Raw genomic sequence first — 21298 nt, 5'->3', positions numbered from 1 at the left:
CTCACGACTAAAAACTAGGCAACCATTTTATGATTGCCTATTTTCAATTATGTAATTGTTCAAACTATAAAAAGTGTTTGTAATTCTTAATGAGTGAAAATCGACATAACGAAACTATTTTTCTGAATATGTTCCGAAATCACTTTCCCCCCATAGCTCCTTAGGAACCAATAAAAGGAGGCCAGTTTAATTTGACCACTTCAGTAATCTAACAAAGTCCTTCTATTTCTTTCGCTACCTTAGATGAATTATGAATCGATTTTTTTAAAGCGTTCGAATATGCGGCTACAACCGAACTTGTTGCCATTATCATGGCATTTCCTATGAAATGTAATGTTAATGTTTTTAGTAACTCCTTTTCAAAAGGCTGAAATATACTAGGAGAAGGTGTATTTATGAATACCAGAGCGACTTCTTTCGGTGTATGGATAGATTCAAATAATTTTGTAAAAAGAGATTCGAGAAGATAATTGAGGCCATGAGAGTTTAAATCATTTAGGCGTTTTATAAAGATAGTCTTTACCACTATTTCGATGTTCTTTTCAACAACCTCTTTTTCAAAATTATTTATATCATCAATAAATAACGTTAAATTATGTAAAGATTCTTCAGAACCATTGAAGCACAGCTCATTGAATACAGCCCAAGGAAGAAACAAGTTAAAATTATGCTGATGAAGAGCAAGTAAACGGCCAATTTCATCAACATTAGAATTACCAAGCATAAAATCTTTGACACTTATAGGAGCAATATTGACACTACTAAATTCAGGTTTAGAAAAGAATGCCCTGAGTTGGGAATCTACGGTAAAATAACTAAAACCTTTAGTATGAGCCAAACCAAGCGAACTTTTAGTGCTAGGGCTTAGTAGCTGATCAGCTAAAATAGTTAATTTTAAAGGAACATCATAATCACGCTCATTGTGAATGTTGCATTTTTTTAACAGCTTTTCCGTTATATTCCTTAGGTTTAAGTTTTGATCTAAATTTTCTTCATTCCCCAAAGCAATAAAGTTATCTTTTTCAGGGTCAAACACAATTCCCTGATCTCCATAGGTATAACACCACTCTTTTATTTGTTTCGCTGTATCACTTGTAATGTGCATTCTAGCTTCTATTTGAGTGAATAGCCCAGATACGACAAGAAAAGCAAAACCAACTTCATCGAGTATAAAATCTTCACTATTTGATTCCTCAAAAGGTGCATCGTTATCACTGAATAACTCCATATATACATTTTTAGATAGTATTGCAGTCAATGCTTTACCATAAGAGTTATTAGCATTAATAAGTTGGTATTTAAATATACAAGGGAAATTCCCCCTTAAATAATTTTTCACTGTAGGGGAGTAACAGTGGTTACTATCTAAAAAGTTTGTAAGAACCTCCATAATCTCTTCACCAGTAGCATTTTCAGGGAAAGATATACTGGAAAAAGTTTGATTTTCATCATTATCTAAAATATTAACCGCAATACGATGAGCTGCTATAGTTGGTGGGAGAATTTCTTGAATTAAGCAGTGCTTAGTATTGTGTATAAAGTAAGGTTTTTTTTCTTTGCTTTGCAACCTTTGTGCAAGAGAAGTGCTTGGATGAATCAAATACTGCGGGTTTTCAGTCGTTAATCTTTGATCATCAACAACCATACGATATTTTGGTTGCTTGTTTTCTGTATATAGATAACCAGCTTTAAATATTCCGCTGTTATAACCTACTTGCGTTATATTAGGAGGCCTATTCATAACGACTTTAAATAATTGGTTTGCATACTTATTTGGATCTGTGAAAAACCAAGTTAATACAGTGTCTTCTACTTCTATATATCGTTCTCCAAAAAAGGTTAAAAGATCCCAAGCAAGCTCATTATCAGGATCAGAAAATATAGAAATTGGTATTTTTTTAACATACTCAGCAAGATTAGACGTGGATATTGAGCGGTTTAAATTTATAAGTAAGCTTAGCCAGAGATATATACAATATTTTTTTTCTGACTCTGATAGAGGCCTCCCATGGTAACTTTTTAGTTGCTCCTCTATTAATTTTACTGCTTCTGGAAATTTATCTGCATGGCTTGCAATACATGACTTTAGATTAACAATATCAGGATGAGATTGTTCTTGATCGCTCATTGTACTTAGATGAGTGTTTAAAGAGTTATATTGTTCATTTTCATATAGTAATGATAGATACTGAGAATATGCATCTGATATCCAAGGGCTTTTATCTTTAAATAACAATCCCAAAGCAAGTAAAGATAACCCTTTATAACCAGCTATAGATAGAAAATTTGCGGTTGAGAGTAAGAAATTAGATTCAATAGTTTCTCCCTTAAAGTCATCCGAGAGAATTTTTTCAATCTTAAGTAAAGGGAATTGGCTTTTATCTAAAAAATCAGCTGCTTTTGCCGCTAATGCACAATAACATGCCAAACTAGTAGTCGTTTTATCTAATTTCATTAATTCATTTAAAGTGAATTCCACACTTTCTGGATTTTTTTTCTCACATAATACTAATATTTTTCGAGTAGAAAATTTTTCCTTTTTGACATCTTCGATAATTTCCAGAGCTATTTCGTGTTCTGACTTTAATGGAGAAGGTAATTGAACTGCGTTATCATGATCCAAAAATGAGATAACAACATCCTTACCTCTGAAATCAATTTGGTTAAGCAGGGAACGATGATCTTTCACAAAATTATGAAGTTTAGAGTTCGTAAATTGGGTATAAAGCAACAACTGACAGGCAAGACCTAAGTATTGTTTATCGATAGATTGGAGGTTACTTGTGAAATTAGTTAACTTCTCAATTACATTATCAAGATATTCTTTTTGCTCTGTAGATAGTAATAAGTAATCATTTATTTGAAACTTATTAATTGATATACATTCTAAAATTATTGCTTGCCCTGAGAAATCTGAAAAAAGATCTTTTTTCTTGAGCTCATCAAAAATCTGTTGACAGATGTCATGTTTCCCAGAAGCCAATGCTTTTTCTAACAACAAATGTAAAACAGGTAAAGAAAAACTAGATAATTCTCTAGAAATATCATCACTCGAACTGATCTTAGTTAATGTTTTATAGTAAGCGATATCAGTGCAAGGGTTTGCAGGAAGATCACAATAAAAGTCTTTTAATTCTTGTTCTGATTTTTGTTCTCGAAGTAAGTTAATTGCAGCTGCATTTAAAAAGTCTTGAAAATCTTTATCTTGGGAAGAACTCTCCGAGTAAGCTGTCTTTATTATTTGTTTTTCATCATCTGACAACTCAATATAACTAACTGATTTTAAACATGCTATAGCTATTCTTGCTGTAGAGTTGAGGTTGCCTAGCATACCTAAAGCTCTTAACATATCTTCTGCTTGACCTTTTTTCCCCTCACCAAGCTTTTGAACAATATCTAACAATACAGGCTTAACAGGTTCTAAAGAAACATCACTTTGGATAATGGTGATGTACTTATTCCCCATTACTTTATCACCATATACAGCATCACCACTGCCTGTAGCTGATACACTTGCAGTAATATCGTTTGCAACGTTATCTTGTGTTCTTGTCATATATTGTCTCTGTTAAGTATTTATATTTGTCTTAGGTCATCATCTTATCCGACGATTTTGTCCCCCATAACTTTATCGCCGTAGACTGCATCCCCACTACCGAAAGTTTGAACAACTACTTGAGGTGAATTTGCTTGGTTTAGCTGGCTCAATAAAGCTTTAATCTGAGAAGAGGATTCAAGCTTTTGTATTACTTCATCTTGAGACTCACATTGGTTAATGTCTATTTTTGTCAATTCTTGACTTAGCGCTAACTCAATAGTTTCATCAATATTAGTTACTTTACTGACTGTTTCTCTAATATTTTCAACCGTTGGAGCAGCTCTGAACTTGATAAAATCCCAAAGTAACCCACCTAATACAGCACTAGTAATAAAATCCATAAAAAACCTCAAAAATATGTATGTGAAAATACTAATCATAGGCTACTAATTTATAGTAAAATAAGCAATGTTTTCTGTGACACAATGTGCCCCTTTCCGCCTTCTGAAGCTAGCTCGGAACCGCCCCAAATGTAAATTAGAACCCTACGATTTTATTGCCAATATTCGCCTCAACAACCGGAAATTTAGGACAGCCAAAACTTTTAAAATATGAAACAGACCTAAATATGATTGATCAAATCATCAGGGGTATTAACGAATATACTTTTTAAGTGTCTAAAACAAAAAAATATTGCTCATTTTCAGATAAATCATGAATCTTGCGCATGTAAACCATTAGCGAATGCTAATTATGTTTTTATTGTGTGGGGTTACAGGAAATTAATGAATTTGTGGCCGCAGTTGGTTTTTACTGGCTATCCAACACTTACCCGTGTGCTCTGCGAATGACGCTAGCTCTTCTAAAGAGCCAACTGCACCTTGGTCATCTTTACCAATTAACGAATAAACAGCAGATATAACAATGACCAGTACGTCGTCCATCAACCAGTATTTTGTATACATATATCGATTAAGGGATATTAATGTATTGTTTATTGAGGATTAGAGAGCCTTCCATCGACATTTCAGCCTATAAACCACGTGACGGAACACAACCTAATAAAGCTATAAAAAGATAATTTCAAATTTAATACTACCGAAAACATACATCAAAAGAGAATGCCGTTTTAATTAAATTTATTTCATATGAGAAAGTTGTGAACAGCCATTAGTTGATCGCAACAAAATCAATCTATTACGATCTAAAGTCACTGGCTGTCCAGCACTTTTCAATATTTTTATAATCCATATTTCTCATTAACCCAACTCACTTTGATAAATTTATAATGCATAGAATCTAACGTTGTAAGGCTTAGAAGCAATATGTAACCAACGTTTGTATTCTTAACTCTAGGCAATCACAATTACGGGACCAGTTGATTAGAAACAATATGCAAGTCTCTTTGTGGGAACGGTATAGAGATATTATTTTCTGCAAGCACTTGGTTAAAACTACTATTAATAGCATGTGTGACTGGAAGGCGATGTTCAGTTTTTTCTACATAGACACGGGCTTCAAAGTTAAGTGAGCTATCACCGTGCTCTAAAAAGAAAACTTGCGGCCCTGGTTGCGTTAATATGTCTTGTTTATTTTTAAGCTCTTGCATCAATAAATCTCGAACCTGTTCCACATCAGAGCCATAAGCCACTCCAATTTTAATAACGACCCTAGTCACTGCATCGTTTAAAGTCCAGTTCGTTACATTTTCAGTAATAATCGATTTATTTGGAAGCAGAACCTCTCGATTGTCAAAATCTGTTACCGTAGTCGCTCGAATTGAAATATTAGTCACGGTACCCGATTGGTCGCCAATAGTGACTAAATCCCCTACCCGAATTGGCCTTTCAAATAAGATAATAATACCTGAGACAAAGTTAGCGACAATTTCTTGTAAACCAAAGCCTAATCCAACACCTAAAGCCGCGACAATCCACTGTAATTTTGACCAATCTATACCCAATAGAGATAAACCAACAACACTACCAGTCCCTACTAAGATGTAACCTAAAAGTGTAATTAAAGCGTAGCGAGCCCCGTTATCCATTTTGAATCGTTCAAAAAATCCAATTTCAATAACACCACGAATGTTTTTAGCCGCAACCACCCCACCTGCTATAAAACTGATGCCTAGAATAATTTGCAACAATGTCACATCGCTAGCTAACTCTACACCACTTACTACAGTCACTTCTTGCCAAAGAACAATATCATCAACAATACCTAGTGCAGGTAATAAAGGTTTCCAAACAAACCAAAGACAAGCTATAAATAATAGTCGAGAGATCCAAAGTATGATTGTTCGACTTTGTCTTATTACTTCATCATTGTTTATCTCATTATTTACTTCATTGTTTATAGTTTGAGGTGGATTTGATTCATTATTACTTTGTGCTAAAAGCTCCTCTTGTTGAAGCTTCGCTTCTAAGCGTTTCTTTTTCATTATGTGGCGACGAAAAGTAACTAAAAAGATACGTAACATAATGCCATAAACAACTGCTACTAATACCAATAATATACCTGATAGGAAGAGCTTTGATTGTAATTCGACTGCAGTATCAAAAAAACCAAATAACGGAAGTAAACCTATAACAAATGGAGAAATAACAATAAAAGGAAATGATAAATACATAAATGTACTGGCAGATGAATCGCCTTCGACACTATTTGCTACACCATTATTAGGTTGAAAAAATTGGTAGGTAAATATAGTAATAAAGAGCGACCCAGTAATAAAAGCAATAATAGCTATGCCATAACGCAATTCAGGCTCGCCACTCGCAATTGCACTTGCAAATACAAAAGTGACTAAAGATTGTGCCTGCACAAACCACGTTAACATCTTTCTGAGTTTATTTCGTGCAATATCACTCCACCCAAAATGTTTATCAAATATGCCATCTTGGCGACTCATTGACCGAAAGAAAAGTAAAATCAAACTGACTGAAGAAGCTAATCCTAAGCCTGTAGCAATAGCAGCTGAAAAACTGCTAGATTCAGCATTATTTAAAATTAAACCTGCAAGAGTGCATAAAACAAGGGGAACAGGCAACGCTAAAATAAACGTTAACAATAGAGCAAGTGGCGTTGTAAAATAAGTATCCTTTCCGACTCTACCGACTTGATTAACTAATGATTGTAAAACATTAATAATTTTAGATTTTAAGGCTAAAATAGTAATTGGGATGATAAGTGAGATTAAAAATAAAGTCGGCGTTTTTAAAATCCCTGCATATAAAATCTTAATTGAGTTTAACCATGAATCTGGTGAAAGATACCACTGAATATTATTAATAAAATTATTGGCCAAGTTACCTGCTTTCCCTGAATTTGAAGGTAACCAAATAAGCCTACGATCTAACAGTTCTCTTAACTCTGCGCTTGATAATAAAAGTTGATTAATAAGCAGCTTTTCTTCATTGATGCCATCAGACTTTTCATTTGATGCTGCAATTAATAAACTTAATAACGCACGACGTGTTTCAACCAGTTTTTGCGCAGATACGATGTCAGAATAGGTAAACACAGTGCTACTATCATTTTGGTCCTGAACTAAATTTTCTTTATTATCTTGGAGCGCCTCTTCCAGAAACTGTTGAGAAGTAACCGAACTATCAGAGATATTACGTACTCTTTCCTGCCACAATATCACATCGAGTTGATTTCGAATTGCAGCTTCCTCAATGGCATCTTTGCGTAGATCAATCGCTCCAACGTTGGGTAAAGATGTGCGCAGTTTACGTAATAATTCGCCTAATTCATCTGTTACTCTTCCCGTGGCCAATACACGTTCAACTGTTTCTGATGACTGCTGCACTTCAAGCTTTTTATTTCGTAGCGTACTAATATTTTCTTTATTAAAGGATGAGTCAGCCTGCATTTTTACGAGCAATTCAGCTAGCGAAACATTTTCACTAGCAATAGTATAAAGCGGAGTTTTTGGTTCAAATTGTTCAAGTGTTTCTTTATTTTGATTTAGCGTTGCTTGTACTTCTATACTCCGGGTTTGGGATAAATAATCTCGCAGAGCCGTAATTTTTTTTTCATAATATTCACTTTGCATACGCAACTGGACAAGTTCTGCATCGACTAACGTTTGCCTTACTGGAATCGTGTCGATTTCACGTTCGAGCTTATTTATTGTTGCAGAATATTTCTCGACATTTGCACTTTGTTTTAAAAAATCGGCTATTTCAATAGGGTTTGTACTTTGACTTGCATCTTTATTAATTGCTTCACTAATTATTTTTTTATTCGCTAGTGCTTCACTAAGCTCGTTTGCAATTTTACTACCACGGACACTTAAATCACTTTGTTCTTGTTGCTTTTCATTTAGCATGGTTAAGCGACTTTCTTGATCTGCAAGCTCCAATAAGACCTGATTTTGTAGTTGATTAACAGGCAGCTTTGCGTCGATTTCAATTGCTCTATTTTTTAAACGCGTATTTTCATCTTGGATAGTTAATATTTTTTGAGACGCAGTATTTGCTATTTCATCATAATTTTCCGCGAGTTCGGCTTGCTCATTTGCTTGAATAAGTATTCTTTGAGCATCTTTGAGTGTTGTAAGAACTTGATTTTTTTGTTCCTCAACTAATTCTGTGTTTTGGTCGAAACGATCTACTGCGTCTATAATTTGTTTTTCTAGTGCGTTTTGTTCTGCAAATGCAAATGGAACTAATAAGTTAAGAGTAACTAGTACGAGTATAAAAAACTTCATTATTCACAACCTGTTATATGTTTTCAATGCATTGATTTGGTTTAAAGACTATAATTTATGTATTACTATCGCAATGAATATTTAAAAACATTTTTGTTAAATCTATTGACGATTCGAAGATAGTAAAAACACCACTATCCTACCTTGTATTTCAAAAATTGATTACCACAAACATATCAAATCACACTCAATACATCATTTTTTGCAATAGATAAATCATATCGACCAATAACTTACAGGGTGCTAAGTTGTAATGGGTCATTAGCTCGATAACATCTAACAGAGCGATACCTAAGCAATCTAATTAAAATTGAAGTAACCGTTAATTAATATTCCCGTCACTTCCTTTATCTACTCGAACAAATAAACAATCTTATATTTCTGTTCCATTTAGCAGGTGCGTCTCAATATAATGCGCAACGGCTTCATCATCGCAGTTTTCAATGACTTCGATATCAGGCAAGGCTAATTTTACCTTATGGATTGCAGTCGCCATATCCAGACTGTAATAAAGCTTAGAAGTTGTGAACAGTCATTAGTTGTTCGCAAAAAAATCAATCCATTACGAGCTAAAGTCACTGAGTATCCAGTACTTTTACTTGATCGTATTTACTCATTTTCTAGGCTCCAATTTGTAATTTTTCTGTATATCTATGTTGAATTAACCTTCTACACCCTTCAAAACTTCGTGGTTAAATCGCTCATGATAATAGGCGATTTAATTACTATTCATAGAACTTAAAATTGTGTGTATCTCTTGCTCAGAAAAATCAGTCTGATCATTAAGATAATCAACTGCTGAACTTGTATTCTCTTGATATAATTGATTAAAAATAAGATAGTGCATTTCGTCTACATCATAGTTATTTTCAATTTCTTTTATCCATTTTTGAGCAATGTTAATGTCATTTTGTTGTACTGCGATTTGAGCCAAAGAAAATCCTGCATCACTATTACCTATATCAACGGATGATAACCAATCACTGGCTGCAGACAAGTCTTGTTCCGCCCAATGATTAATAATCGTATCAAATGCTTGCTGACGCTTGTCATCACTTTCAAAATAATCAATATAATTTAAAGCTGTTGGAATATCGCTACGCATTAATATCCCGACCATCTTTTGCTGCATCGCATCACGAACTTCATCACTCGATATATTATCGATAAGTGATATCGTATTGTCTGTCGAACTATGAGATAAAATAAGTGGCAAAATAGCTTCGATAATAGTGTCACTGAAGTCATTATGGGGTAATGACAATAGCGCTAAAGCAATATTATCCGCATCAAATCCCTCTTCGCTAACTAATTGAAATGTTTTAGTAGTGATTGCATCGATAATGGCAGCAGTAATTGACGGGTCTTTATCTGATAATAAATACAAGGATGAAAGTGCAACATCCATATCTTCTTCAATCACTAGACTATAAATTGGTAGTCCGTATTGTTGATATGCGATGTTGTTTTGACTAACCCAGTCAACGGCATCAAATATATCCGTGTCGACCCATTTTTGGAGGATTTGGTCGATTGATTTATTACGCAAATCAATCTCATTTATTTTTTCAGTATATTGAATAGCTAACTGTGGTGAAATATTATTATTCTGAGACAACTCAACAATCACAAAGTCTAATGTAGTACCTGTCTTCGTCATTAATAACCATGTATTGAGAGCATCAGAGTCAGTATCAGACCAAGCCTTCATGGCTAATAACAACATGGAGAAACGAAAATCCCCATCTTTTAAATTTAATAGATAAGCCATTACACTTTCAGGTTCTTTCGACATCCATAGCACAAAGAAAGCCTTGTATTGAGCCGCTGTGTATTGTTTATTGTCAGTAATAATAACTTGTTGAAGTAAGGTGCTTAGTTCCGAACTATCACTTCTGTTTTGATAGCGATTGTCATCATTATTATTCATTCCATCATTTGAGATTATCGCAATAGTTTGATTATTAGGAGTAGTTGATATAGTTGATTTTTTTGACTCATCAAAGATGACGTTTTTAAGTAATAAAAGGAGTAAAAAAGTAGTTAACAGTAATATGAATAGCGTTTTAATAAGACGAGAAAGAATCAAAATGGCATCACTTTAATAGTTAAGAACAAAGATTGTAAACGCCTTAAAACATGAGTAGATTTTAAGGCGTATTAAACTCAAAAAAAATCATTCAAATATTTAGTAGTAAGTAAATATAATGAGTGAGTTATTATGACGAAAATACTTTATAACCCTAGAGCATCTTTCGCTTTTTCTACTTCATTTTGAAATTTATTATCTCTATTTCTTACTGGTACTACCGCATTTCCAAAATCTCTAACATTTAAGGAATTTCTAGCAGCATCTGTCATTAACCCCCAGATAATAGCTCTATGTTTATCAACTGAACCTTTAGACCCTTCAGCAAAGCTGTGTGTAACACTCCCATGAAAATCATAATTTATGTATATATGGGTATTGTTATTGCCACCACGATTAGGGTTTGTGCTTGCAGAAAGGCCGCCATGGGCTGAATACACTGCACCTATAATTTTTTCATTGCTTGAGTTATAAGTATCATTGTAATTTTCAACAAACACCATTACATATTCCCAATCATGACGATGACCGATTGAGGCAACTAAATATCCATTATCTTTAGGGAAATAATAAGCATACATAATCGCAGTTATCGTATCGGTTATTGCCGCACCACGTACATAAACTTGTTGCTTGGTATCTAAACTACAATTCCCACCATTACTACCCGAATCTTTTAGCCCAGCATTCCAATTACCATCAGCATCAACAGCGGTATAAGGGTGACAACCATCGCCAATATTTAATAATGGTAGGTAACGCTGTGTAAGTGTATTTGTAAGGCCAGATATCGGTTCAAGAGAATCGTGAGGCACTGAACTAGCAGCAAAAGAAACATGGGATGAAAAAGAGGCTATCGCGATGAGGCCTCCTCCTAACAATTTTGTAATATTCATAATAGACTCATATATATTTTAAAATTATCCTCATCTATCAAAAAAACTTAATAAGTAAGGCCGACACTCTTAAAGAGCGTGATCATACTACCCATACAAATATTAAAGTGATAATCATTACCACAAAAAACGTGATTAACATCACCCATTTAGTGTTACTAAAATTACAATAAAAATATGTTTTAAAGCTTTTAAGTTCATTAAAAATATTAATTATCTTACTTATCAAATAAATTAACATCTAATAATGCGTTAACTTATCCCTTTTAATGGTGACTTTATTACGCGATTTAGATTACTTTGATACTGAATAGTCTAAAGCCTTTATTAACCTTGCTAGCAAACTCAAACATCAATTTATTTAAGATTTAAAATAACGTTATTTTTAGTGAAAAAATTGAATATCTAACAAACAAACTGATTAATAAAACTTGAGGGAAAAATAATCATATTTGGAAATTCTTTAGCCGTCGTTAATTAATCGTTTTTCATTACATTCTTCCAAAAATACAAAGATTAGACGAAAACCTGCCTAGCCTGCTCTACTACCTCTCTAAATAATTGTAAGTAACGTGCTTCCAAGTGCTTTCTGAAAAAGTCCGCGTGAGCGTTTCACCTGTTGCGCGTGTTAGCAGCTCATCTGTGGTATGAAGTGATACTTGTAAGCTCAATTGAGTCACCTTTTAGGGTATATTTTTAAAAAGAAGCTAAAATAAACTATTGAATATAATGAGGAATACTCTTAAGAAGTGACTAATTCGAGTCACTCCTTAATCACCTGAACATATTAATGGGTTAGTTTATCTACCACTAAACAAGCCGCCGCTAAATCAGACAATGCAGTACCGACGGTTTTAAAAACGGTAATTTCTTCTTCTGTTTGTCGTCCTTTATGTTGACCTCTGGCAAGTTCAGCCAACTCAGCTTTGACATCACCTTTACTAAACACACCTTCTTCGATTGGTATTAATAACTCACCAGCTTCACTTAATACATTTAAGCGGCTATCAACAAAAACATTGGCTTTGGTAATTAAAGCTGTGTCGCATTCTCGACGGTTTGGTGAATGATTGCCGACAAAATCAGTGTGCGTGCCCGGTTTTACCCACTCACCTAAAATTAATGGCTCGCCAGCACCCGTCGCACAACTAATGATATCCGCTTGACCTGCCGCACTTTCAAGATCGGTAATAGCTACAACGGTTATATCTGGTCGTTTCTCACGCACCTGCTCTGCCACTTTTTCAGATTTTTCTAAACTACGCCCCCAAATATCTATATGGGTAATGGGTCTAACGCTAGAATGGGCTAATGCCATATACGACGCTAGATAACCGGTACCACAAACTAATAAACGGCTGGCATTTTTACGTGACAGATATTGACTACCCAAAGCAGAGACTGCAGCGGTTCGCCAGTAAGTAACACTGGAACCGTCAACTAAAGCTAAAGGCTCTCCAGTTTCGCGTTTAAACATTAAAATCTTTGAATATAAGCGATCTAGACCCTTAGGACCGTTTTCAGGGAAATGGGTAAAGGCTTTAACGCCAATTGCTTTGTTGTTCCAAGCGGGTAATACGGCAAATCCATCGCCATGGTCATTGCCCTCTTCTAAAGAAAATACATTACGTTGCGGCATACCGTGATTACCTGCAAACGTTTGTTCTATTGCTGGAATCAATTCTTCAAAATTCATTGTCTGATGAACTTCAGACGCTTCGATTACATGCATTTTATGATTTCCTTTGATAAATAATTATTTACAAGTGAGTTTTACTGACAGCGTCTAAGCATGCATAGTCATTATTCGTTACGCTATTTTCACCATCAATTTAAATCATGCATGTACTTCGCAATAGTTAATTGATGCTGACACAGGGGGCTGATTATGTACGTGGTTCTCACGAATATTTGGTAGAGCGATATTTTTAATATGAATTGAATGCCTAGCATGTCGTAAATTATGGGAATGTTGTATTGGTATAGAGACATCAACTTAGTTATTCGTCATGGTGTTCAGCTTTTGTATAACCCAGAGAAACATGGCTACTGGGTTATACTTTTACTAAATTACCAGTCTTTAGCGCCAAGAATACGCGGTAACCAGAGTGCTGTTTCTGGAAAAGCGAGTATGACAAATAGAACAACCAGTTGAATACAGATAAAAGGAACGACACCTGCGTACATGTGCTTTAGCGTTATACTCGGCGGTGAAATAGCTCTTAAATAGAAGATTGACGGGGCCAGTGGCGGCGTTAGGTAGCTGGTTTGTAATACCACTAAGAACGCAACACAGAACCAAATGTCGTCAAAACCTAACAAACGGACAATTGGAATGGCAACTGGAATAATGATCAGCACAACCGACATCATATCCAGTAAAAAACCTGCAATAAAGGCAATTAACAGGATCAATCCAAGGACAGTAGTTGGACTGAAACCAGACCCTGTTAGCAGTGATTGCACGGTTTGCATGCCACCTGTCGCAAAGAAGATGCCTGCAAACATGTTGCCAGTCATTACGATCAGTAAAATCATTGCGGTGATATTTACGGTGCTCAGCATCGATTCCCAAAGGACTTTTAATTTACAGCTTCGGTAACAAACAGACAAAATGACAGCACCTAATGCCCCACAAGCGGAAGCTTCAGTTGGTGTTGCCAGCCCCAGTAAAATAGTACCGAGAACCGTAAAGATCAGAGCAGCTGCGGGAATGATTGCTGTAACGGTGACTTTCAATCTTTCAGCAAGCGATACCTCTACCTCGTCATCCTGTTCTCTTGGTGCCATATTGGGTTTAAAATACGCGATGGCAATGACATAGATAATAAATAAAGCAGCCATTAATAGGCCAGGTATAAGCAAGCCATTAAATAACTGACCAACAGATATTCCTGCAACTGGTCCTAGCACGATAACGGTAATAGAAGGCGGAATAGCAGTACCTAACGAACCACTTGCGCAAATGACCCCTGATAGTAAGCGTTTATCATATTGATGCTTCAACATAACAGGAATCGTCAGTAGACCAATAACCGCTTCGGTTGCACCGACAACGCCACTGGATGCTGCGAATATAGCGCCAAGCAGTATAGTTCCAACGCCAATTCCACCCGGAAGACGCTTTGTCCACAAATGGATAGCGTGGAATAGTCTTTCAGCTATGCCAGACTTTTCTAGCATAGCCCCCATAAAGATAAATAATGGAACTGCGGCCAATATAGAGTTAGAGGCTGTTTCTTCAATTTTTGTTAGTAGTTGATAAGCGGTTACGTCACCAAACATTATTAAGCCAAAAATAGCGGCTGTTAGGAGCATCGCAAAAGCAATCTGTACACCTGCAAAGATAAATAAGATAAGTACAGGGAACATTAAAATAGGTAGAAACTCATTCATATAAGTCATCCTCTTTTCCACTAGTCAGGGTGATGATGGCTTTAATAAGTTCTGCAATCAGTTGTAAAACTAGTAATAAAAAGCCTAAGAACCAAGTAAAGTAAATAGGCCAAACGATTGGATTCCATGCTGAGCGTCCAGACCGCTCACCACTTTCAAAAGCCTCGTAAAAATAATAAGCCAGCTCCCATGTTAGCCACATGAGGATTGGCAACAACATGAAGTAAAATATCATTCGAATGAACGCAACGACTCTGATTGGCATTTTCATGGTAAGTAGATCTACACTTACATGTTGCTTGAGTCGAAGTGCATTCGCCATGCCAAGTACGAAAAGAGTCCCCATTACCATATAACTAATTTCAAATGCCCAAACAGTCGGCGAGCCTAAAACATGTCGGCTAAAAACTTCGATAATCAATGCAGCAACAAGCGGTAGTATTAATAGTGCTGCAATGCCACCAAAAAACCGTGTTGTCATTTCTATTACTTTTATTATTTTGATATGAATCATTGTATTCCTAATGTGACGGATCCGAATAGCTGAAAACAAAAAAGGGAAGAGACCGTAATTCAGCCGCTTCCCTTATTTTTTATAGTTCTGACTCTCCAATTTTTAGGCGATACTCTGACCAGTTATTCATATCTTCTTTAAACTTGCGCTGAGAAGTCAGCACTTTTGCAAACCAAGGATTTTTTGCAGCGTTTTCGTCTTCCCATGCCATTGTTTCTTCAAGAATCTTAGTAATAAAGCTAGGATCTAAATTAACGATTTCGTTCTTGCCATCTTTTAATTCTTGGTAAGCGGCTAAATCAGCGTATGAAGATGCAAGCCATGAATCGAATACAGAGAGTTTAGCCGAGCTGCGAAGTACGTTTTGCTCTTGTTCGTTTAAACTATCCCATTTGCGTTTGTTTACCTGACATTCAAGTACGCCACCAGATTGATGTACACCTGGAACCATTACGTATTTAGCAACTTCATGAAAACCAGTCGGTTTATTCATTTCAGGGCTTCCCCATTCAGCAGCATCAATTACGCCACGTTCAAGTGCGCTATAAATTTCACTACCTGCCATAACAACTGTAGATGCGCCTAAGCGAGAGGCGATTTCAGCCCATGCACCTGACGTTCTTAGACGTAAACCTTGAAAATCTTCCAGCGTTTGCACTTTTTTACTTGAGTGAAGAAAAATTTCAGTACCTAAAACTGAACAAGGAAACGCGACAACTTTAGACTTTTCTAAACGAAACTGTTCGTATAGTTCAAGACCGCCACCTTTATATATCCATAACATAAACTCTTCTGGCGTTAATCCACTTGAGTGTCCAGCGAGTAATGAAGTGGTTGGATCTACACCATAGTCATAGCTAATATAATTATGGCTTAACTGTGCGACGCCTGACTTTACCGTTTCAGTCACTTTTAATGCACTGCCTAAGGTGCCACCTGGAAATACTTTGATATTAAAGTCACCGTTACTCAGCTTATTCACGTGATCTGCAAAATTTTGAGCGTCACGCTCTAACCAAGGGCCACCTGACCATGGTGTTGCCATGCGCCAATCTTTTTCAGCAGCACTAATGGAGGTACTAGTCGACATTACCGCAGTGGCGATTAATGACATTGTTAATAGTTTTTTAAGTGATTTCATTTTCATTCCTTTGTTTCCAGTTAGTTCAGTGATTTATTAAAATTAGAGCAGAGTTATTGGCTGATAATTAAGAACACCCTTAAGAATTTCACTTCTCTAATATTCAGTCAAATTGGTGGTGGATAAGTACAATAAGTCTCATTTTTCGTTGGATCTAAGCATTATCAACACGCCATTATTAATGTTAGAGAGTGTTAACAACTTGCTATCGTTTTTTTAATTTTCTGTTGTAAGCTTTTTTATTTATTTTGTTAAAGCAAATTTGGAGCCAACACAAAGGCTGTGTTACAGAATGAAAAACAGTTAATTTTAAATCAACAACTTAAGTTAAAATTACATTATTAATGGCAATATATTAATAGTACAAAAAACAGCTTATTAGAGTGGAGATGAGGAGCATTAAAAGTGCAGCTAGCACCACGATGATCCATTTATAAACTTCCCCATCTTTTTGATAACAAGGAGAATAATTGGTATTGATTGATTATTAGCGTTCAGCGTTGCCATCACTTCATTATCTATGTTACCGACTTGCTAATAGTTTGTTTCTGAAGTCACATTATCATTAAACCTGTTATTAGAACTGATAGATTAGTTGATAGCTGTCGCAACATTGCCATTACAAAATAAGCTTAATAACCACAAACTAATTAATGGCTACTTGATGGTTACCATTGAAAATTTGATAACGAACTAATTCTTCTTTTGCATTGCTTAAATAAATGGGATTAACTAATTCATGGATATCTAATAATGACTTAAAATCACGTCTACTATTCAATTTAGCGATAGGCACCGCCTGCATGAGTCTTTGTGTATAGCTATGTCGAGGGTTTTGAACAACTTGTTCAGTGGGCCCCATTTCAACTATTTTACCACAATCCATTACTGCTACTCGATGGCATATTTGTTCAATAACAGCCATATCATGTGAAATAAATAGATAACTAATACCAAGTGTTTTTTGCAAATCATGTAATAACGCTAAAATTTGTGCCTGAACTGTTACGTCTAAAGCCGATACAGATTCATCTGCGATTATTATTTTAGGTGCTGATGCAATTGCTCTAGCAATAGAAATACGTTGGCGTTGACCGCCAGAAAATTGATGGGGATATCTGTCTAAAGCACTGTCATCTAACCCAACTTGAATTAATAACTCTGACACACGTTGCCTTACTTTATGTTTTGTTACTATTTTATGTAGTAATAATGGCTCAGCAATTAAATCAACGATCCGTTTCCTTGAATTTAATGAAGCATATGGGTCTTGAAAAATCATTTGTATATCTTTACGTTTGTTCCTTAATGTTGCGCCCGATAAACCATTCATTTCTGATTGTTCTAATTTAACACTTCCTTCAAAATCAATTAAGTTCATGATTGCTTTGCCGGTTGTTGATTTTCCACACCCACTTTCTCCCACAAGTCCCAATGTTTCACCTGGCATGATGTTAAAATTAATATTACTAACCGCCCTTACTTCATAATTTATTCGGCTTAAGAAAGATTTTTTTACAGGAAATCTAACTGACAAATCCTTTACTTCTAATAATGGTTCTTGATGTTCTATTTTTTTTAAATGTTGGGCTTCCCCTAATTTAGGTACTGAGTTCAATAATTTTTGCGTATATTTTGAATCGGGTAAAGAAAAAACCTTAGTTAAACTACCCGTTTCTTCAACAATACCTCTATTCATGACAATGACATCATCTGCCATTTCAGCTACCACTCCCATATCATGGGTAATCATCAGCAAACCAGTATTAAAATCTTGCTGCAACTCCCTTAATAACGTTAAAATTTGGGCCTGAATTGTTACATCCAACGCAGTTGTTGGTTCATCAGCAATTAGGATTTTCGGATTACAAGATAACGCGATGGCTATCATCACTCTTTGCCTCATTCCACCTGAAATTTCATGAGGATATTGATTGAACCTTTTAGCTGCTTGTGGAATTTTCACAGCATCAAATATTTGTAACGCTTTATGTTTAGCTTCTGAAACTGAACATATTTGGTTTGCTCTTATAGCTTCTATTAATTGATAACCATTTGTCATTAATGGATTCAATGATGTCATTGGCTCCTGAAATATCATGGCAATATCTTGACCACGAGTTTGTTGCATCTGTTTCTCAGAATATTTAAGCAAATCTTTATTATTAAAATTAATTGTCCCTTTAGATACATTAACCGCTTTAGGTAAAAGACCCATAATTGCTAAACTTGATAGTGATTTGCCACTACCAGATTCACCAGCAATACATAGAGTTTTCCCTTTTTCTAGAGTGAAATTTAAATCTGTTACGATTTCAATATATTTATCTTTTTTACCTACACCGATATGTAAGCCTTCAACTGACAATAATTTATCCATAAATATTGTTACCCCATTAAAAAAGCGCATTGAAAAACAATGCGCTTATTTCTTTATTCAAAGACAATATTAGGAAAATAGAAGCTAACAACCCAATTAGGTGCGTCTACTATTTCACTGATACGTAAATCGCCACAAACAGAGCACAACATATATGCTTGTTCTGGTGGCATATTATGCTGATGACTTAATAAATCGACCATTTGCATTAGAGCATTACGCGCCCCTTCGAGCATATCAGCCCCTATACCAGTTGTTACTTGGTATCCTTTACCATCAAGATGCCTAGTAACTGGACCAGGTGTTGTAAAGAAAGGTGATGTTATTGATTTGTTATTGACGACATCAAATTCCAATACGACATCCATTGGGCTTTCAATCGCGGTACCACAGACTTCGCCATCGCCTTGAGCTGCATGAGTATCACCGACTGAAAATAAAGCACCTTCCACTTCTATTGGTAAATAAAGCGTTGTTCCTGCACTTAAATCTCTAATATCAAGATTACCGCCTACACGTCTAGGCGGCACAACTGAGTGTAAGCCTAATTCGCTGGGCGCGACTCCCATTGTCCCAGCAAAAGGTTTAAGTGGTACATTAGCAAATTTACCAAAAGCACTGGTTGTAGGTTTATTTGCATCGTAATCCCAAATATTTAATACAGGCTCTTTAAATTGATCTGACAGTAAACCAAACCCCGGTATATTAGCCGTCCAACCAAATCCACTTGCTTTAAACTCGTGCACGGTGACTTTTAATAAATCTCCAGGTTTAGCCCCATCTACATAAATGGGGCCTGTAACAGGATTTATAAGACTAAAATCTAAATCAGTAAGATCTGATAAATTTGAGTGCTTATTTAACTGCCCTCCAGAGCTATCTAAACATTGGAACTCCAATGTCGTACCAGGTTTTATTCTGTGCACTGGCTCAATGCTATTATCCCAACCAAAGTGATGGTTCTCACTATGGATTGTTCTTATTAAATCATTACATTTATTGCACATCTTTCACCCACACATGATCATAGTTAACAGGAACGTGTACTGGATCTACGAAGATTGCATCTGCACCACCCAAACGTTGTGAACGGATGGTAAAACGGCGTTCATTAAATACAGGTACCCAAGGAGCATCAGCCATCACCTCTAAATATATTTCTTCCCAAAGTTTAATACGCTTATCTTGGTCTTCTGGCTTCGCCATAGAATCAGCCAAATTTGCTTTCTTATCTAACTCTTCATTACAGTACCAAGACCAATTCCAGCCGCCTTCTACTGCTCCAGCACAACCTAATATTGGCGCATAAAAATTAGATGGATCTGGGAAATCAGCAATCCAAGCCATACCACCAGACCATATCATCGGTGCTTGGGTTTTATCCCCACCTGCTGCTATTACATTCGCTTGGGCTAGCGATTTAATTTCAACAGTGATGCCTATTTTAGATAAATCTTGTTGGATAGCTTGTGCAATACGAGGTTGAGGCTCTGTATTGGCAACATATAGTTGTGTAGTAAAACCATCACTAAGACCACTTTCATTAAGTAGTGATTTTGCTTTATCTATATCAAATTCATAGCCTTTATACTCTTTTGAGTAACCAGGCATTGCAGGTGGTAAAGGCTGATTTGCAGGTACTGCTCGCCCATTAATAATTCGTACGATACGATCTTTATTAACTGCCATGTTAACGGCTTGACGTACAGCTAGTTTATTAAAAGGAGCAATTTCAACATTCATAGTGACGTAACCTGTATGTAACTGATCTCCAGCTACGATTGAGTCTTTATATTTAGGATCGTTTTTAAGTTGTAAAAATTTTGCTGGTGGGATCCCATCCCCGGCTAAATCAACATCTCCTTGTTCAAGTCGCAATAAAGCAACGACAGGCTCTTGACCAAACTCAAATTTAATATTATCCAAGTAAGGTAAACCATTTTTGTTATAGCTCGTATTACGTTTTAAGGATAGAGATTGTCCGGTTTTCCATTCATCGAGGAAAAATGCACCTGTTCCAACTGGATGTTTACCGAAATCGAGCCCCCATTTAATAACTTCTTCTTTTGGAACAACGGATGAGAAATTTAAGGCAAGCACGTGTAAAAAGGTTGCATCTGGTTGTTTAAGGTTAAATTGGATTTCATGATCATTGATGACTTTAATACTATCAAGTGTTTTAACTTTACCTTGGTTAAGTTCGTCAAAACCATCAATTGAACCATAGAAACCCGCGCCGGGACTTTGAGTTGTTGGCATGATTGTTCGTTCAATTGAATATTTAACATCAACTGCGGTCATTTCTCTACCATTATGAAATTTTACGCCTGGTTTTAATTTAAATGTGTAAATTAGTCCATCATCAGAAATCGTATAGCTTTCAGCTAAATCAAGTTCTAATTCAGTAGTGCCTGGTTTGTAATCTAACAAGCCATCAAAAATACTTTTAATCATTGACCAATTTTGCCAATCGTAGCCAATGGCAGGATCTAAAGTTGAAACATCATCTTTATAGGTAACTATCATAGAGCCACCTTGTTTAATTTCTGCTGCTTGAACTGAACCTACGCTTAAACATAAAAACAACGTATTTAATAAGTGTGATTTTTTCATAGTCCTTCCTT

14 protein-coding genes are annotated in these 21298 nt (G+C 35.7%); all 14 read right to left on the bottom strand.

Annotated features, from left to right (window positions below):
• Positions 1-208: 208 nt before the first annotated feature.
• The 14 genes from V6255_RS06155 to V6255_RS06090 all read right to left on the bottom strand — a co-directional run bounded on the left by V6255_RS06155 (position 209) and on the right by V6255_RS06090 (position 21287).
• Positions 209-3556, bottom strand: a complete 3348-nt coding sequence (locus tag V6255_RS06155) for a hypothetical protein (protein ID WP_341627363.1) — start codon at positions 3554-3556, stop codon at positions 209-211.
• Between the two features lie 44 nt (positions 3557-3600).
• A complete protein-coding gene (locus V6255_RS06150) occupies positions 3601-3939 on the bottom strand; it encodes a hypothetical protein (RefSeq protein WP_341627362.1) in 339 nt (112 codons plus the stop codon).
• A gap of 381 nt (positions 3940-4320) precedes the next feature.
• Complete coding sequence (locus tag V6255_RS06145) at positions 4321-4503, bottom strand: hypothetical protein (protein WP_341627361.1); 183 nt, start codon at positions 4501-4503, stop codon at positions 4321-4323.
• 401 nt (positions 4504-4904) lie between these two features.
• Positions 4905-8258: a mechanosensitive ion channel domain-containing protein gene (locus tag V6255_RS06140; protein ID WP_341627360.1), complete on the bottom strand. Its 3354-nt coding sequence runs from the start codon at positions 8256-8258 to the stop codon at positions 4905-4907.
• Between the two features lie 373 nt (positions 8259-8631).
• Complete coding sequence (locus V6255_RS06135) at positions 8632-8754, bottom strand: hypothetical protein (RefSeq protein WP_341627359.1); 123 nt, start codon at positions 8752-8754, stop codon at positions 8632-8634.
• Between the two features lie 222 nt (positions 8755-8976).
• A complete protein-coding gene (locus V6255_RS06130; protein WP_341627358.1) occupies positions 8977-10188 on the bottom strand; it encodes a hypothetical protein in 1212 nt (403 codons plus the stop codon).
• Between the two features lie 305 nt (positions 10189-10493).
• A complete protein-coding gene (locus V6255_RS06125) occupies positions 10494-11243 on the bottom strand; it encodes an NPP1 family protein (RefSeq protein WP_341627357.1) in 750 nt (249 codons plus the stop codon).
• Between the two features lie 787 nt (positions 11244-12030).
• Positions 12031-12975: an ornithine cyclodeaminase family protein gene (locus V6255_RS06120; protein WP_341627356.1), complete on the bottom strand. Its 945-nt coding sequence runs from the start codon at positions 12973-12975 to the stop codon at positions 12031-12033.
• Between the two features lie 338 nt (positions 12976-13313).
• Positions 13314-14639, bottom strand: coding sequence for a TRAP transporter large permease subunit (locus V6255_RS06115; RefSeq protein ID WP_341627355.1), 1326 nt, complete (start codon positions 14637-14639; stop codon positions 13314-13316).
• Positions 14632-15153, bottom strand: coding sequence for a TRAP transporter small permease subunit (locus V6255_RS06110; protein ID WP_341627354.1), 522 nt, complete (start codon positions 15151-15153; stop codon positions 14632-14634). The genes V6255_RS06115 and V6255_RS06110 overlap by 8 nt, the downstream gene beginning before the upstream one ends.
• Positions 15154-15232: 79 nt before the next feature.
• Complete coding sequence (dctP, locus tag V6255_RS06105; protein WP_341627353.1) at positions 15233-16294, bottom strand: TRAP transporter substrate-binding protein DctP; 1062 nt, start codon at positions 16292-16294, stop codon at positions 15233-15235.
• A gap of 646 nt (positions 16295-16940) precedes the next feature.
• On the bottom strand, positions 16941-18674 hold the full coding sequence (locus V6255_RS06100; RefSeq protein WP_341627352.1) for an ABC transporter ATP-binding protein: 1734 nt from the start codon (positions 18672-18674) through the stop codon (positions 16941-16943).
• Between the two features lie 53 nt (positions 18675-18727).
• A complete protein-coding gene (locus V6255_RS06095; RefSeq protein WP_341627351.1) occupies positions 18728-19681 on the bottom strand; it encodes an acetamidase/formamidase family protein in 954 nt (317 codons plus the stop codon).
• A complete protein-coding gene (locus tag V6255_RS06090; protein ID WP_341627350.1) occupies positions 19671-21287 on the bottom strand; it encodes an ABC transporter substrate-binding protein in 1617 nt (538 codons plus the stop codon). Before V6255_RS06090 ends, V6255_RS06095 begins: the two co-directional genes overlap by 11 nt.
• Positions 21288-21298: the final 11 nt, after the last annotated feature.

Origin of the sequence: Psychromonas arctica, assembly GCF_038155225.1 — a bacterium.
GTDB classification, from domain to species: Bacteria; Pseudomonadota; Gammaproteobacteria; order Enterobacterales; family Psychromonadaceae; genus Psychromonas; species Psychromonas arctica_B.
Note: the sequence above shows the minus strand (reverse complement) of the source record. Positions and strands in the feature narration are given on the sequence as shown.